Origin of the sequence: Tessaracoccus lacteus (genome assembly GCF_029917005.1) — a bacterium.
Taxonomy (GTDB): domain Bacteria; phylum Actinomycetota; class Actinomycetes; order Propionibacteriales; family Propionibacteriaceae; genus Arachnia; species Arachnia lactea.
Map to the genome: position 1 here is coordinate 1,662,780 of NZ_CP123967.1, position 15,970 is coordinate 1,678,749.

General features: G+C 70.1%; 14 protein-coding genes. 8 read left to right on the top strand and 6 right to left on the bottom strand.

Translation table 11 applies throughout. The features are described from left to right. Nucleotides 1-51: 51 nt before the first annotated feature. Genes QH948_RS07670 through QH948_RS07685 form a run of 4 tightly spaced genes read right to left on the bottom strand, consistent with a single transcriptional unit; the run spans nucleotide 52 to nucleotide 3,468 of the window. Nucleotides 52-255 carry a hypothetical protein gene (locus QH948_RS07670; protein ID WP_219084017.1) on the bottom strand — a complete coding sequence of 68 codons (204 nt, stop codon included), beginning with the start codon at nucleotides 253-255 and terminating at the stop codon, nucleotides 52-54. 27 nt (nucleotides 256-282) lie between these two features. Continuing rightward, nucleotides 283-1,239, bottom strand: a complete 957-nt coding sequence (locus tag QH948_RS07675) for a uroporphyrinogen decarboxylase/cobalamine-independent methonine synthase family protein (RefSeq protein WP_281143874.1) — start codon at nucleotides 1,237-1,239, stop codon at nucleotides 283-285. Further along, a complete protein-coding gene (gene mnmA, locus QH948_RS07680; protein ID WP_281143875.1) occupies nucleotides 1,239-2,312 on the bottom strand; it encodes a tRNA 2-thiouridine(34) synthase MnmA in 1,074 nt (357 codons plus the stop codon). Before mnmA ends, QH948_RS07675 begins: the two co-directional genes overlap by 1 nt. 34 nt (nucleotides 2,313-2,346) lie before the next feature. After that, nucleotides 2,347-3,468, bottom strand: coding sequence for a cysteine desulfurase family protein (locus QH948_RS07685; protein ID WP_281143876.1), 1,122 nt, complete (start codon nucleotides 3,466-3,468; stop codon nucleotides 2,347-2,349). Between the two features lie 102 nt (nucleotides 3,469-3,570). Here QH948_RS07685 and glgX point away from each other — a divergent pair, with 102 nt between their 5' ends. From glgX to QH948_RS07710, 5 genes are all read left to right on the top strand, one after another. Then, nucleotides 3,571-5,709, top strand: a complete 2,139-nt coding sequence (gene glgX, locus QH948_RS07690) for a glycogen debranching protein GlgX (RefSeq protein ID WP_281143877.1) — start codon at nucleotides 3,571-3,573, stop codon at nucleotides 5,707-5,709. A 65-nt stretch (nucleotides 5,710-5,774) separates the two neighbouring features. Beyond that, entirely contained in the window at nucleotides 5,775-7,784 is a 2,010-nt protein-coding gene (locus QH948_RS07695) for an alpha-1,4-glucan--maltose-1-phosphate maltosyltransferase (RefSeq protein ID WP_281143878.1), read from the top strand. Further along, entirely contained in the window at nucleotides 7,781-8,956 is a 1,176-nt protein-coding gene (locus tag QH948_RS07700) for a phosphotransferase (protein ID WP_281143879.1), read from the top strand. The genes QH948_RS07695 and QH948_RS07700 overlap by 4 nt, the downstream gene beginning before the upstream one ends. Then, entirely contained in the window at nucleotides 8,956-10,854 is a 1,899-nt protein-coding gene (gene glgB, locus QH948_RS07705; RefSeq protein WP_281143880.1) for a 1,4-alpha-glucan branching protein GlgB, read from the top strand. Before QH948_RS07700 ends, glgB begins: the two co-directional genes overlap by 1 nt. After that, on the top strand, nucleotides 10,851-11,627 hold the full coding sequence (locus QH948_RS07710) for an NUDIX hydrolase (RefSeq protein ID WP_281143881.1): 777 nt from the start codon (nucleotides 10,851-10,853) through the stop codon (nucleotides 11,625-11,627). Before glgB ends, QH948_RS07710 begins: the two co-directional genes overlap by 4 nt. Nucleotides 11,628-11,683: 56 nt before the next feature. Here the strand turns inward: QH948_RS07710 and QH948_RS07715 are convergent, their stop codons facing one another. After that, nucleotides 11,684-12,583 (bottom strand): tetratricopeptide repeat protein, encoded by a 900-nt coding sequence (locus tag QH948_RS07715; protein ID WP_281143882.1) that lies wholly within the window; start codon nucleotides 12,581-12,583, stop codon nucleotides 11,684-11,686. Nucleotides 12,584-12,670: 87 nt separating this feature from the next. Here QH948_RS07715 and pgm point away from each other — a divergent pair, with 87 nt between their 5' ends. The 3 genes from pgm to QH948_RS07730 all read left to right on the top strand — a co-directional run bounded on the left by pgm (nucleotide 12,671) and on the right by QH948_RS07730 (nucleotide 15,391). Next, a complete protein-coding gene (gene pgm, locus QH948_RS07720) occupies nucleotides 12,671-14,293 on the top strand; it encodes a phosphoglucomutase (alpha-D-glucose-1,6-bisphosphate-dependent) (RefSeq protein ID WP_281143883.1) in 1,623 nt (540 codons plus the stop codon). A 76-nt stretch (nucleotides 14,294-14,369) separates the two neighbouring features. Beyond that, a complete protein-coding gene (locus QH948_RS07725; RefSeq protein ID WP_281143884.1) occupies nucleotides 14,370-15,167 on the top strand; it encodes a hypothetical protein in 798 nt (265 codons plus the stop codon). Next, entirely contained in the window at nucleotides 15,167-15,391 is a 225-nt protein-coding gene (locus QH948_RS07730; protein WP_281143885.1) for a helix-turn-helix domain-containing protein, read from the top strand. Before QH948_RS07725 ends, QH948_RS07730 begins: the two co-directional genes overlap by 1 nt. A gap of 16 nt (nucleotides 15,392-15,407) precedes the next feature. Here the strand turns inward: QH948_RS07730 and QH948_RS07735 are convergent, their stop codons facing one another. Continuing rightward, nucleotides 15,408-15,965 carry a PH domain-containing protein gene (locus tag QH948_RS07735; RefSeq protein WP_281143886.1) on the bottom strand — a complete coding sequence of 186 codons (558 nt, stop codon included), beginning with the start codon at nucleotides 15,963-15,965 and terminating at the stop codon, nucleotides 15,408-15,410. Nucleotides 15,966-15,970 lie beyond the last annotated feature (5 nt).

The following is a 15,970-nucleotide window of genomic DNA, read 5'->3' on the forward strand; positions in this document are numbered from 1 at the left end:
GTCGACCGCTGGCGCGGCCGGGACCATCTTAGGGCGAACCGAGTTGGGCCCCTACGCGCCGGTCAGAATGAGGTAGAACATGCGGCCGAGGAAGAACAGGCCGATGGCGATCGCGACGGTGACGATCGGGATGAGGATCCGCTGGACCTTCTTCCACCTGGTGGTGGGCACGCCCGTCGGCCCCCAGGTACCACGGTTCGCGTGGGCACGCACGGGGTTGTCGCCGTCGAGATTCAGGTCGGAGAAGACGCGCACGGCGCCAGTCTAGGCGCTGCGCATGGGTCAGCCGCGCGCCAGCGACTCCTCGACCAGCGCGGCCGCGCGGGTCAGGGCGTCCAGCTGCGGCACGACGTCGCCGAGACGCCAGCCGCCGAGCCCGCAGGCCGTGCCGAGCAGCAGGTCGTCGTACACCTCGGTGCCGACCTGCCTCAGGATGCGCAGCGCGGTCCGCACGAGCTCGTCGACGCCCTGTCGGGTGCGGGATGCGGTGTCGACCACCCCGAGAACGAGCCGGCGACGCTCGTCGCACCACTGCGCCAGCTCGTCGAGGTCGACGAGCGCCGCGTCGACGGCGACCCCGTGGAAGCGCGCCCGGCTGGCCACGCCGAGCCAGCGTCCGGGCGCGCAGCAGTGCAGCAGGGAGGCCTCCCCGCCGAGGGGCCGCAGCGCGTCGACGAGCTCGGCCTCGCCGACGCGACGGTGCCGCGAGAACCCGCTGGCGGTCGGCACCGACCCGGACCCGACCGCGATCAGCCCGGGTTCGTCGACCTGCACCCACACCGTCGCGCGCGGGAGGCGGCGGGCCAGGTCGGCGCGCAGCACGGCCGCGGCCTCGGCCAGCGCCTGGGCGAGTTCGCGGCGTGCGCCGTGGTCGGCCAGCAGCCGGTCCCCAGCTGGCCGCTCGACGCCGGCGGCCAGCGTCCAGGGGCCGGTCAGCGCGACCTTGACCACCCCGTCGAAGTCCTGCAGCAGCTCCTCGGCGTCGTCCAGGTCCCGCCGCCACTCGGCGCGTGCCCGGCGGAATGCGGCATCGCCGTGCGCGGTCAGTCGCCAGCCGGCGGGCTGCAGGTCGAACTCGAGGCCGTCGACCATGGCGAGCGTGCGCCCGAACATGTCGGATCCGACGCCGCGCGCCGGCAGCTCGGGCAGCGGCAGCACGTCCGGCAGCGCCTCGGACATGGCCCTCACCGCGCCGCGGAAGTCATCGCCGGGCAGGGACCCGGCCGCCGTGACACGCATCAGCGGGCCTCGGCGATCACGGCGCTGCCGACGACCCGGTCGCCGTCGTAGAGCACGACGCTCTGGCCGGGAGCGACCCCGGAGGCGGGCGCGTCGAGGGCCACGACGAGCCCGTCGCCGACCGCTTCGATGGTGGCGTCCTGCGGCGCGCCGTGCGCGCGGTACTGCGCCTGGCCGCGCCAGGGGCCGACGACCGGGGCTCCGGTCCAGGTGACCCGGATGCCTGTCAGCGTGTCGACGGCCAGCTCCCCCCGCGACCCCACCACGACGGTGCGGCTGGCGGGCTCGATGCTGAGCACGTAGCGCGGTTCGCCCGTCGGGGCCGGCACCCGCAGGTCGAGCCCCTTGCGCTGGCCGACGGTGTAGTTGTGCGTCCCGGCGTGGGAGCCCAGCACGGCCCCCGCCCTGTCGACGATCTCCCCGGGGGCGTCGTCGAGGTGACGGGACAGGAACCCCTGCGTGTCCCCGTCCGCGATGAAGCAGATGTCGTGGCTGTCCGGCTTCTTCGCGACCCCGAACCCGAGGGCGCGGGCCTCCTCTCGGACCACGGGCTTCTCGACGTCGAACAGCGGGAACAGGCACCGGGACAGCTGCGCCTGCGTCAGCATGCCCAGCACGTAGGACTGGTCCTTGGCGGCATCGGCGGCGCGGTGCAGCGTGACGGCGCCGTCGGCGGACCGGCGGAGGTCGGCGTAGTGGCCCGTGGCCACAGCGTCGAACCCGAGCGCGATGCCCCGGTCCAGCACCGCGGCGAACTTGATCTTCTCGTTGCACCTCAGGCAGGGGTTGGGGGTCCGGCCGGCGCGGTACTCGTCGATGAAGTCCTCGACGACGGCCTCGTGGAACTCCTCGGCGAAGTCCCACACGTAGAACGGGATGTCCAGCTTGTCGGCGACGCGGCGGGCGTCGTGGGAGTCCTCCAGGGAGCAGCAGCCGCGCGCGCCCGAGCGGTAGGAGGCGGGATTCTTCGAGAGCGCCAGGTGCACCCCCGTGACGTCGTGGCCCTCGGCCACGAGCCTGGCCGCCGCGACGGCGGAGTCGACCCCGCCGGACATCGCCACCAGCACCCTCATCCGCGCCTCCTGACCCTGGATCCGGCGCACCAGTCTACGCGCCGCGCCCGAAGGCCCCGCGCGCCCGATCCAGCGCCTGCGGCAGCGCGACCTCCAAGGCTTCGACGTCCGCCCCCGTCGAAGTGTGGCCGAGCGAGAAGCGCAGCGAGCTCGTGGCGTCCTCGAGGCTGCGACCCATCGCGAGCAGCACCTCGCTCGGCTGGTGCACCCCCGCTCGGCACGCGGACCCGACGGAGGCGTACACCCCGAGCTGGTCGAGCAGGAACAGCACGTCGTCGGCTCGGACGCCGTCGAACGTGGCGTTCACGATGTGTGGCGCGCCGCCTTCGCGGCTGTTGAGCCGCGCCCCGAGCCCGACGACGAGCGCGACGATGCGGTCCCGCAGGTCGACGAGCCGGCCCGCTTCGGTGGCGAGCTCGTCGACGGCGAGGCTCGCGGCGCGCGCGAAGGCCGCCGCCAGCGCGACGGGGCTCGTGCCGGACCGCACTCCCCGCTCCTGTCCGCCGCCGAGCCCGACCGCAGCGGGCGTCGTCTCCCTGCGCGCCAGCAGGGCGCCGATGCCGACGGGCCCGCCGACCTTGTGGGCGCTCAGGCTCATCAGGTCGAGTCCGCTCGCGGCGAAGTCCACGGGCACGTGGCCGAGCGCCTGCACGGCGTCGCTGTGCAGCCAGGTGTCCCGCGCCAGCGAGCGGACGGCGGCAAGCGGCTGCACGACGCCGGTCTCGTTGTTGACCCACTGCACGCTGACCAGCCCGACCGACGCGTCGACCAGCGTCGCCGCGCGATCGAGGTCGACGAGCCCGTCGCCGTCCACCGGGAGCACCTCGGCCCCGCGCGCCACGGCGTCCGCGACGGCCGGGTGCTCGACGGCAGACACCAAGCAGCGGGGCAACCCGGCGTCGCGGCGGGCGGCCCAGCCGCCAAGGACCGCGATGGTGTCCGCCTCGGACCCTCCCGAGGTGAGGATGACCTCGCTCGGGTGCGCCCCGACGGCGGCCGCCAGCTCCTCGCGGGCCTCCTCCAGTGCCGCGCGGGCCCGCTGTCCAGACCGGTGCAGGGAGGAGGCATTGCCCACGATCCGCGAGGCTTCGACGAAGGCCTCCAATGCCTCTGGGCGCAGGGGTGACGTCGCGGCATGGTCGAGGAACACGGACATGTGTGCAACTTATCCGACGCGCCAGTTGACACCCGGGTTAACGTTCACATCGTCGGCAATGACAGTATTGGTTGCGGCAACCTACGGACAGAAAGCCAGCTGATGACTCCTGCCCCGCTCCCCGCGACCGACGCTCTCGGCGCCACGATCACCGGGACCGGCACCCGCTTCGGTCTCTGGGCGCCGCGCGCAGCCCGGGTGGAGCTGGCCCTCGTCGACTCCCGTAACCGGGAGCGGCGGGTCCCCATGGAGGTCGACGGGAACGGGGTCTGGACCGTCGAGGTGCCCGGCGTCGGCGCGGAGCAGCTCTACGGGTACCGGGTGTTCGGCACCTGGAACCCCAACGGCGGCGACCGCTTCAACCCGCACCAGCTGCTGCTCGACCCCTACGCCCGCGCCATCAGCGGCGGCGTCGACTTCCGGGGCCCCATCCGCGACCACGTCCCCGGCCACCCCGGCACCATGTCGACGCTGGACTCGCTCGGCTCCGTCCCGCTGTCGGTCGTCGTCGCAGGCACCCCGGCGCCGACGCCCGTGGCCCAGCGACGGGACCTGTCGCAGACCATCATCTACGAGACCCACCTGCGGGGATTCACGAAGCTCCACCCCCAGGTCCCCCACGAGCTGCGCGGCACCTACCTCGGCATGGCGCACCCGAGCGTGATCGACTACCTCGTCGACCTCGGCATCACCGCCGTCGAGTTCCTGCCGCTGCACCACTTCGTGTCGGAACCCTTCATCGCCGAGAAGGGCCTGCGCAACTACTGGGGCTACAACACGCTCGGCTTCTTCGCCCCGCACGCCCTGTACGCGACGCGCGGCACCGTCGGACGCCAGGTCGACGAGTTCAAGCAGATGGTCTCGGCCCTGCACGAGGCCGGCATCGAGGTCATCCTCGACGTGGTCTACAACCACACCGCAGAGGGCGGCTCCGACGGGCCGACGCTGTCCATGCGTGGCATAGACGACGCCGCCTATTACCGCCTCACGGACAACGGGCGCGACGACTACGACGTCACCGGCTGCGGCAACTCCCTCGACACCTCAACGCCGATGGTGCGCGCGATGGTGCTCGACTCCATGCGGTACTGGGTCACGGAGATGGGCGTCGACGGCTTCCGATTCGACCTGGCCACGACGCTGGTGCGCAACAGGAAGCACCACGTCGACCAGCACCATGCCATCAAGCGACTCATTTCCGCCGACCCGACGTTCGACGACATCAAGATCATCGTCGAGCCATGGGACATCGGGCCGTTCGGGTACCAGGTCGGCGCGTGGGGCGCCGGCTGGCACGAGTGGAACGACCGGTTCCGTGACCTGGTGCGCGACTACTGGCGCGGCGCCGTCCACGGTGTCCAGGAGCTCGCGACCCGGCTCGCCGGCTCCCCCGACCTCTTCGACGCCCCCGGCCGCTGCCCGCAGTCGAGCATCAACTTCATCACGGCGCACGACGGGTTCACGATGCGTGACCTCGTCAGCTACGACGTCAAGCACAACCTCGCCAACGGCGAGTCGAACCGCGACGGCACCGACAACAACCGCTCCTGGAACCACGGCTGGGAGGGCGAGACCCCCGACGAGGAGATCAACGCGGTCCGGCGCCGCCAGGTGCTGAACCTGATGGCAACGCAGCTGCTCGCCATCGGCACGCCCATGCTGACCGCCGGCGACGAGTTCGGACGCACGCAGCAGGGCAACAACAACGCCTACTGCCAGGACTCGCCCATCAGCTGGGTCGACTGGAACATCTCGCCCGAGTGGCGCAGGGTGCACGACAAGGTGCGCTCGCTGATCGCCATCCGCCAGGCCTACAGCGTCTTCCAGCCGACCGACTTCGCCTATCACAACGAGATCCTCAGCCCCCAGGGCGAGAACCTGCACCGGGTCGACATGACGTGGATGAACGGCAAGGGCGGGCAGATGACCGAGATCGACTGGCACGACGGATCCCGCCGCCTGCTCGGCATGTACGTGTCGAACGAGCACGAGGCGTTCCTCACCTGGTTCAACTCCGGTGCCCACGACGTCAGGCTCCAGCTGCCGGAACTGCCCTGGGGTCGCAGCTACCGGGTGGTGTGGCACAGCGGGGACGACGGCGAACTGCCCGACGTCCTGCTGCCCGCCGGGGCGAAGCTCACCCTGCCGGGCCGCACCGTCGCGGTGATGCGCGCCGAGGTGCCGACGAGCTCGCTGGAACTGCTCACCTGGGAGCGGGAGGCCTCGGCCGGGGAGCCCTGACGCGTCACCTGGACACTCGACCAGACCCGAAGTAACGCGCGGGTCCATTGGCTAGGCTGTGCAGCGTGACAGACGAGTTTCCGGCCCGCGCCGCACGCCAGCGAATCATCCGTACCGAGGGTGGCCTCGGACGCATCCCCGTCACCGGTGTCACCCCCGTCCTGCAGGGCGGCGCGTACCCGGTCAAGGCCGTCGTCCACGAGCGCCTACTCATCCAGGCCAACGTCTTCCGGGAGGGGCACGACGCCGTCAACGCGTCGGTCATCCTGACGGCTCCTGGCGGCACCCAGCGCCGCATCGACATGACCCAGGTCGAACCCCTCGGACTCGACATCTGGCAGGCGCACGTCCGGATGGCCGCCGAGGGCGACTGGACGTACCGCGTGGAGGGTTGGAGCGACCCCTGGGGCACCTGGACCTACAACGCGACCAAGAAGCTCCCGGCCGGCGTCGACGTCGACCTCGTCTGCCTGGAGGGGCGCGACCTGCTCGAGCGCGCGGCCGCGCAGGCCGAGACGCTGCGGACCCCCGGCGCCGCCCACCTGCTGCGCGGCACGGCCGAGTCCGTCACGGCCGACGCCGACGTCAACGAGCTGCTCGAGCTGATCAGCTCCGCCCCCATCCGCCGCGCGATGGCCCGCTTCGGCCCGCGCGAACTGGTCTCCCCCACGCCCGACTACCCCATCCGCGTCGAGCGCCGCCGCGCGCTCTACTCGTCCTGGTACGAGTTCTTCCCCCGCTCCCAGGGCGCGTGGCAGGGCGACGACGGCCAGTGGCACTCCGGCACGTTCGCCTCCTCGCACGAGCGCCTCGAGGCCGCCGCCGCCATGGGCTTCCACATCGTCTACCTGCCCCCGATCCACCCGATCGGCTCAGCATTCCGCAAGGGAAAGAACAATTCGCTGACCCCCTCACCGCAGGACCCTGGCTCCCCCTGGGCCATCGGCTCCCCCGAGGGCGGCCACGACGCGATCCACCCTGACCTCGGCGACTTCGACGACTTCGACGAGTTCGTCTCGAAGGCCCGCTCGCTCGGGCTGGAGGTGGCGCTCGACCTCGCGCTGCAGGCCTCCCCCGACCACCCGTGGGTCACCGAGCACCCCGAGTGGTTCACGACGCGCCTCGACGGCACCATCGCCTACGCGGAGAACCCGCCGAAGAAGTACCAGGACATCTACCCCATCAACTTCGACAACGACCCCGTCGGGATCTACCACGAGGTGCTGCGGATCGTCCGCTTCTGGATCGACCGTGGCGTGACGGTCTTCCGCGTCGACAACCCGCACACCAAGCCCGTCGAGTTCTGGGACTGGCTGCTGCAGCGCGTCCACGAGACCAACCCGGAGATCATCTTCCTCGCGGAGGCCTTCACGAAGCCGCAGATGATGTCGGCGCTCGGCACCGTCGGCTTCCAGCAGAGCTACACCTACTTCACCTGGCGCAACCTCAAGTGGGAGCTGACGGAGTACCTGACGGAACTCAGCGACGAGATGGCCTCGCACTACCGTCCGAACTTCTTCGTCAACACCCCCGACATCAACCCCTTCTTCCTGCAGTCCGGGAACCCCGCCGCCTTCGCGATCCGCGCGATCCTCGCCGCGACCATGTCGCCGACGTGGGGCGTCTACTCCGGCTTCGAGCTGTTCGAGCACGAAGCGCTGGCGCCCGGCAAGGAGGAGTACCTCAACTCCGAGAAGTACGAGTACCGGCCGCGCGACTACGACGCCGAGCCGAACCTCAACGTGCTGATGGGGACGCTGAACCGCCTCCGGGAGGCCCACCCGGCGCTGCAGCAGCTCCGCGACGTGCACTTCCACCACGCTCCGCATGACAAGGTCATCGCGTTCTCCAAGTCGGACGGCGACGACGTCGTGCTCGTGGTCTGCTCGCTGGACCCGGACAACACCGTCGAGTCGAGCCTGAACCTCGACTTCGCCGCACTGGGGCTTCCCGGTGCACGTCAGGTGGCCGTCTTCGATGAGCTGAACCAGGAGCGCTACACCTGGGGCGAGGAGGCATTCGTCCGCCTCTACCCCGGTCGTCCCGCACACGTCCTGCATGTGACCGCGGAATGAACCACGACGACGTGACCTCCGCCCTGTTCGAGCTTGCCTCGACGCAGCGCTGGTTCTCAGGCCGCGCCGGCACTCCCGAGGGGGTCGAACTCGGAGACTGGGTCGTGCGTCCCGGTCCCGGCCCGGGTCTGCGCCCAGCGGTCCTCCTCGTCTCCTATCCCGACGGCCGCGTAGACCGGTTCCTCATTCCGCTGCGCATCAACCCCGACGGCAGCTTCGTCGACGCGTGCGACGAAGCGCTGATCCTGCTGGACGCGCTCCGCGCCGGCGCTCCCGGCTTCGAGGCGTACCGGCAGATCCCGGACGGGCTTGGCGCCCGCCGGTTCTCCGGCGAGCAGTCGAACACCACAGTGTTCTTCGGCACGGCCCTGCTGGCCAAGGTCTTCCGGCGCCTCGAGTCGGGTCGCAATGTCGATGTCGAACTGCACCGCGCGCTCGCCGGTACCGGAACCGTCGCTGAGCTCTACGGGACGTGGAGCGTCGGCGACACCGACCTCGCCGTGTTCCTCGAGTGCCTGCAGGACCCGACCGACGGCTTCGAGCTTGCGCGTCGCCACGCCGCAGCCCGGTCCGATTTCTCCGACCACGCACGGGAAGCAGGTCGCGCCCTGGCCCGGCTGCACGAGGCCCTTGCCGAACGCCTCGGTACGGCCACGCTGTCGGGTGAGGAGCTCGCGGCGGCCTTCCGCGAACGCTTTGCCGACGTCGTCGAACAGCAGCCGGCTGTGGGTCCCTTCGCGGACGCGGCGGCAGCTGTTTTCGACGCCGTCCCCACGGGCGACCTGCCGGCGCAGCGGATCCACGGCGACTGTCACCTCGGACAGGTGCTCCTCACTCAGGGGCGCTGGGTCTACGTCGACTTCGAGGGAGAGCCCCTCAGACCGATGGCCGATCGACGGCTCCCCGACTCCCCGCTGCGCGACGTGGCGGGCATGCTCCGCTCCCTGCGCTACGCCTCGGTCATGGAGGAGGCACCCGACGGGTGGCTCACCGCTGCCCGCGACGCGTTCCTCACCGGCTACGGCCTCGACCCGGCCCGCCCTGATCCGGTGCTCGCCGCGTACGAGACGGACAAGGCCGGATACGAAGTGTCCTACGAGTCACGATTCCGCCCACACCTGGTGCGGGTGCCGATAGATTTTCTGGCAGCACTTCCACAAAGGAGCTCATGATGGCGCACGACCAGTTCGGCGGACTGACCGGATGGGACCTCGAAGGTTTCCACGGCGGCGGGGACACGGAGGTCTGGCGAAGGCTCGGCAGCCACGTCGTCACCGTCCCCGACGACGAGCGGGGCGAGGTGACGGGCGTCCGGTTCGCCGTGTGGGCCCCCAATGCGAAGTCGGTCCAGGTGATCGGTGACTTCAACTGGTGGACGGGCGACCCCATGCGGCTGGTCCCGGGCAGCGGAGTGTGGGCCACGTTCATCGAGGGCCTCGGCGAGGAGACTCTCTACAAGTTCCGGATCGAGACGGCCGACGGCACGTGGATCGACAAGGTCGACCCGATGGCCCGCTTCAGTGAGCAGGCCCCGACCAATGCCTCCATCGTCTACGAGTCCCGCTACGCGTGGAGCGACGACGAGTGGATGGCGCGACGCCGCGAGGCGCAGGCGCACCGCGAGGCGATGAGCATCTACGAGCTGCACCTCGGCGGCTGGCGACGCAACAAGAGCTACCTCGACCTCGCGGAGGAGCTCGTCAGCTACATCAAGTGGCAGGGCTACACGCACGTCGAACTGATGCCCGTGGCCGAGCACCCGTTCGAGCCCAGCTGGGGCTACCAGGTCACGGGCTACTTCTCGCCCACGTCGCGCTTCGGCAAGCCGGACGACCTGCGCCACCTGATCGACAAGCTCCACCAAGCCGGCATCGGCGTCATCATGGACTGGGTGCCTGGTCACTTCCCGAAGGATGAGTGGGCGCTGGGCCGCTTCGACGGCACCGCTCTGTACGAGCACGCCGACCCCCGCCAGGGCGAGCACATGGACTGGGGCACCTACATCTTCAACTACGGCCGCAACGAGGTGAAGTCCTTCCTGGTCAGCAACGCGCTGTACTGGGTCAAGGAGTTCCACATCGACGGCCTGCGCGTCGACGCGGTCGCCTCGATGCTGTACCTCGACTACTCGCGTAACGAGGGTGAGTGGGTGCCGAACGAATTCGGTGGCCGCGAGAACCTCGAGGCGATCGACTTCCTGCGCTACGTCAACCGCCATCTCTACGAGCGCGAGCCCGGCGTCCTGATGATCGCCGAGGAGTCCACCAGCTTCCCTGGCGTCACCAAGCCGGTGCACCAGGGTGGTCTGGGCTTCGGCTTCAAGTGGAACATGGGCTGGATGAACGACACGCTGCGGTATCTGCAGCTCGACCCGATCTACCGCCAGTACGAGCACAACCTGCTGACGTTCGCCATGGTCTATGCGTACTCGGAGAACTTCGTGCTGCCGATCAGCCACGACGAGGTCGTGCACGGCAAGGGCTCGATGATCAACAAGGTCCCGCAGGACGACTGGCGCAAGTTCGCCACGCTGCGCGCCTACTACTCCTTCATGTGGAGCTTCCCCGGCAAGCAGCTCGTGTTCATGGGCTGCGAGTTCGGCCAGCGTCCGGAGTTCAACGAGTCCGTCTCGCTCGAGTGGTGGGTCTCGGAGTTGTGGGGCCACGGCGGTCTGCAGCGCCTGTTCCGCGACCTGAACATGATCTACCGTTCCTCGCCCCCGCTGTACCGCCTGGACAGCGACCCGGCGGGCTTCAGCTGGATCAACGCAGACGACAACGCCCACAACGTCCTGTCGTGGATCCGTCACGACGGCGAGGGCAACCACGTCGCCTGTTTGACGAACTTCTCCCCTGAGCCGCTGCGCGACTACGAGATCGGGCTGCCGCTGGCCGGCACCTGGGAGGAGATCCTCAACACGGACGCGCCCATCTACGACGGCGCCGGCGAGTTCGGCAACCTCGGCGAGGTCACCGCCGTCGAACAGCCGTGGGGCCACTTCCCGGCCCGCGCGAACGTCACCGTTCCCCCCCTCGGCTCCGTCTGGCTCAGGCGAAGCGACGCTCAGTGAGCGACTTCAAGGTCGAGGTGGACATCGCCGACGGCGTGGGTCGGCTCCGCTGGGAACAGCAGAGCGTCGACGCCGAGACTCTGCAGCGCGCGGTCTCGCTCGCCGCGGACGACGCGATCATCGCCCATGACCTGCGGCGCCTGCAGGTGGAACTGCCCGACTGGGACGTCACCGCCCGCACGGCGCTGCACCGCTGCGGATTCCGGCTCGAGGGACGTCTGCGGTCCGCCATCGAGCCGGAGCCGGGCATCTACCGGGATGTGCTGGTCTACTCCCGGCTGGCGGTCGACACCGTCTACGGCGAGCACGGGTTCTCCGGCATGCTCGACTCCATCCTGCCCACCAAGCGCCTCATCGCGCACGTCCTGTTCCGCGACGAGCAGGGCCGCGTGTTGCTCCTGGAGACCACATACAAACAGGACTGGGAGCTGCCTGGCGGCGTCGTGGAACGAGGCGAGTCGCCCAGGGCAGGCGCCGAGCGGGAGGTCGAGGAGGAGCTCGGCCTCGAGGTCGCGCTCGGCCAGCCGCTCATCGCGGACTGGATGCCGCCCTACCTCGGCTGGTCCGACGCAGTGGAGTTCATCTTCGACGGCGGGGTCCTCGACGCCGTGACGGTCGCGACCATCGCCGCCTCCGACCACGAGATCCGAGACGTGCACTGGGTGGCGCCCCATGAGATAGGCGAGTTCGTCACGGAGCTGTCCTTCCGACGCATCACCTGGCTGCTGGAAGGCGGCCGGGGCTATTCGGAGGCCGGCTACCCCGTCACCTGACGACATAAGACGCCCGCCGGTGCCCTGAGGCGCCGGCGGGCATTCCTGTGTCCGGATCAGAACAGGACGGTCGCGAGCCGGCGGCGCGCCTTGAGCACGACCGGCTCCGTGCGCCCGACGACCTCGAACAGCTCGAGCAGCCGGACCCTGATGGTGTCCTTCTCCTCTGGGCCGACCTCGGCCGCCAGCCCGAGCAGCCGGTCGAAGGCCTCCTCGTAGCGGCCGTTGATGACCTCGAGGTCGGCGGCGTCGAGCTGCGCGGGCACGTCGCCCGGCCCGGCGGCGGCCTTCTCGACGATGCCCTGCGCGTCGAAGCCAAGGCTGCGGTTCAGGAGCGCCGCCTGCGCCCGGCCCGCGATGACCTCGGCGTCGTGCGGGGTCTGGGCCAGCAGCGTGTCGAACTCCGCCAGCGCTGCCGCAAAGTCGCCGGCCTCGAGGGCCGCATCCGCTTTCGCGAAGCGCGGGTCTGCCACCGGAGCAGCTTCGCCCTCGGGCCCGGCCGGGCCGTCGACCGGCGTCGCCCGCCCTGTCAGGCCGTTCCCGACGGCCACCTGCGCGACCTGGTCAAGCACCTGGGCGATCTCCTCGCGGGTCTTGGTGCCCTGGAACAGCGGCGCCAGCTGGCCCCCGATGACAGCGACGACCGTCGGGACGGCCTGCACCCCGAACCCCTGGGCCAGGCGCGGCTCCGCGTCGACGTCGACGCGGCCGAGCAGGAAGCGGCCGTCGGCCTCGTTGACCAGCTCCGCGAGCGCGGCCGACGTGGCCTGCCCCGCCTGGTCACGCGACGAGTGGAACTCGACGATCACGGGATGCTGCATCGAGCGCGCCGCGACTGCCTGGAACTCGACCTCCGTCAGCGGCATCACGTAGTTGGCGCCGGAGTGCTGCCCTGCGGCGGTGGAGAGCGTGGAAAGGTCGACGGCCCCGGGACGTGAGAAGTTGGCTTGCGTCATGGTCCCTATTCTGGCCGCCGCGTCGGCACCCTTCAAACACGGGCCGTTACCTTCCCGCACGAGGAGAGTCGCCACTAGGATCGCTGCATGGCACATGAGCGCGCCGGGCTTCCGGCTCAGGAATCCGATCTGATCGACGTCGACGAGGTCATCGCCGCCTACTACGATCGCGTCCCCGATCCCGCCAACCCGGACCAGCAGGTCACCTTCGGTACCTCCGGCCACCGCGGCTCCTCACTGGACACCGCGTTCAACGAGGCCCACATCGCCGCCACGACGCAGGCGATCGTCGAGTACCGCGCGGCGCAGAACACCACCGGCCCGCTGTTCATCGGCAAGGACACCCACGCGCTCAGCTACCCGGCCTGGAAGACGGCGATCGAGGTGCTGCACGCGCACGGAGTCGAGGTGCTCGCCGAACGTGACGACGAGTACACGCCCACCCCGGCCGTGTCACGGGCCATCATCCGCCACAACCTCGGCAGCGGACCCCGCGCCGACGGCATTGTCGTCACCCCGTCCCACAACCCCCCGCGCGACGGCGGCTTCAAATACAACCCGCCGAACGGCGGCCCGGCCGACACCGACGCGACGAAGGTGATCGCCGCCCGCGCCAACGAGTTGCTCGGAGACTACCGCTCCATCCGCCGCACGCCGTACGAGCGGGCCGCCTCCGAGATCACCCGCTACGACTACCGCACCCCGTACTGCAATGAGCTGTCGCAGGTGCTGAACCTCGACGCGATCAAGGCGTCCGGGCTGGTCCACGGCGCGGATCCGCTCGGCGGCGCCTCGGTGCAGTACTGGCAGTTCCTCGCGGAGCAGGGGCTCCCGATCGAGGTCGTCAACCCGACGGTCGACCCCACCTGGCGGTTCATGACGCTCGACACCGACGGTAAGATCCGGATGGACTGCAGCTCCCCCGACGCCATGGCGTCCCTCGTCCAGCAGAGGGACCGCTACACGGTGGCCACCGGCAACGACGCGGACTCCGACCGGCACGGCATCGTGACCCCCGACGCCGGCCTCATGAACCCCAACGCCTACCTGGCCGTCGCGATCAACTACCTGTTCGCACACCGCCCCGGCTGGTCTCCCGAGGCCGGGGTCGGCAAGACGCTGGTGTCCAGCTCGCTGATCGACAAGGTCGCCGCCAAACTCGGTCGCCGCCTCGTCGAGGTGCCCGTCGGCTTCAAGTGGTTCGTACCCGGGCTCAGCGACGGCTCGATCGGCTTCGGCGGGGAGGAATCCGCCGGCGCCTCGTTCCTGACGCTGGCAGGGAAGACCTGGACCACCGACAAGGACGGCATCCTGCTCGCGCTGCTCGCCAGCGAGATCATCGCGGTGACCGGCCGCACCCCGTCGCAGCACTACGCGGACCTGGAGGCCGAGTTCGGCCGCTCCTACTACGCCCGGGTGGACGCGGACGCCGACCGGGCGCAGAAGGCGCGCCTGTCCAAGCTGAGCTCCTCGGACGTCACGGTCGACGAGCTGGCCGGCGAGCCCATCATGGCCGTCCTGTCGCACGCCCCGGGCAACGGCGCGGCCATCGGAGGCATCAAGGTGACCACCGAGCACGCCTGGTTCGCGGCCCGCCCGTCGGGAACGGAGGACAAGTACAAGATCTACGCGGAGTCCCTCAAGGGCGCCGACCACCTGGCCGAGGTGCAGTCCGCTGCGAAGTCCCTCGTGGACGCCGCCCTCGCCTGACGGGGTGCCTCTACCCCTTGACGGTGGTTATCGATTGTCGTTAACATAACGACAATCGATAACCCAAGGAGGGGTCATGTCCGCAGTGACACTCGCCGGCTTCGCGCTGATCCTCGGACTGCTGGCGGTCGCCGCCGCCGTCCTCGCCCTGCTCTGGCAGGCGGGGCGCGACCGTGCCGTCCTCGCCAGGCTCACCACGATCTTCGCCATCCTGACCCTGATCGGCGTCGGGATCTCCACGGTCCTCGTCGGCTATGCGCTGCTCCTCAGTTCCTCGGTCGAGGCGACCGTCCCGCTCGAGGTGGTGCAGGCCCGCCCCCCGGAGGGGGTCACCGACGCGGTGCAGGTCGCCACGGTCATCTCTGGCGGAGCCGACCGCGCGACCCTGGTCGTCTCGGGCCTCACGCTTCCGACGCGCCTGCTGCTGCTCGTCGGCGCGCTCGCGGGCAACGTCACGATCGGCGCGGTGGCAGTCGTCGCGCTCCGTGCGGCGCGTGCCCTGCGCGACGGCGACATCTTCGACTTCGCCCCGCGCGCCATCATGGTCACCGCCGGGATCGTCGTCGTCGGCGGGCTGATCTGGAGCATCGTCGGCGACATCGGCTCGTGGCGGGCCGGCGTCGAGGCCCTTCAACTCACCGGCTGGGGCGCGGAGGGGACCATCGCCGAGGAACTGGGCGCCACCGACGTCGACCCGCAGGTGCTGCTCGCCCAGCACGGATGGCTCGCGCCGGCGGGCTTCACCCTGACCATGCCGTTCTGGCCCCTGAGCGTCGGGCTCGGCCTCGCGCTCGTCGGGACGGCCTTCCGGGCAGGCCGGGGCCTGCGCACCGACGTCGCGCACCTGAAGGACGACGTCCGGGGGCTCGTCTGATGCCGCCCGAGGACGACGGCCGCGTCCGCTGCCGTCTCACCGAGCTCCTCGAGGAGCGCAACATGACACTGACCGAGCTCTCCGGACGCGTCGGGATGAGCCTGGTCAACCTCTCGGTGCTGAAGAACGACCGGGCACGGGCGATCCGGTTCTCGACCCTGACGGCGATCTGTGACGCCCTCGGATGCCAGGTCGGCGACCTCCTCGTGGTCGACCCGGCGTAGGCCCGGGTCCCCCGGCTCAGGTGCCGTCAGGGTCCGCCTCATCGGCGGTCCACTTCTCGACCTTCATCGTCTGCCTCAGGCCGGAGAGCTGGATGACGCGCTGGATGGTCAGGTCGCGGCGCTCCGGATCCCCGACGAAGCGGATGTCGCGGAGCCCCTGGTCCTGGGCCGCGGACTCGAACACGAAGTGGCCGTAGCCGAGCAGGTGTCCCCACAGCGTGCGCATCATCGAGATGTCGAGGATCCGGGTCATCGGCATGGTGGCCAGGTGCGTGGTGAAGACCCCGTGCACCCGGAAGACCCGCATGTTCGTGATGACGAACCGGTCCATGTGGGCGACGTGCACCTTCCAGGCCCCGACGGAGACTGCGGCGAGCCCGAGCAGCATCGGCGCCCAGAAGAGGCCGCGGGCGAAGACCATCGACACGAAGAGGGGGATGCTCAGCAGCATCAGGGCGTACCACCAGATGGTGGCAGCCCAGTGCTTGCGGACCTCGTCGATGACCACCTCCCCCTCGACGTCGAGGAGGTGGGCCTCGATGTTCGGATCGAGGAAGCGCCCGAGGACGCCCACGGGAC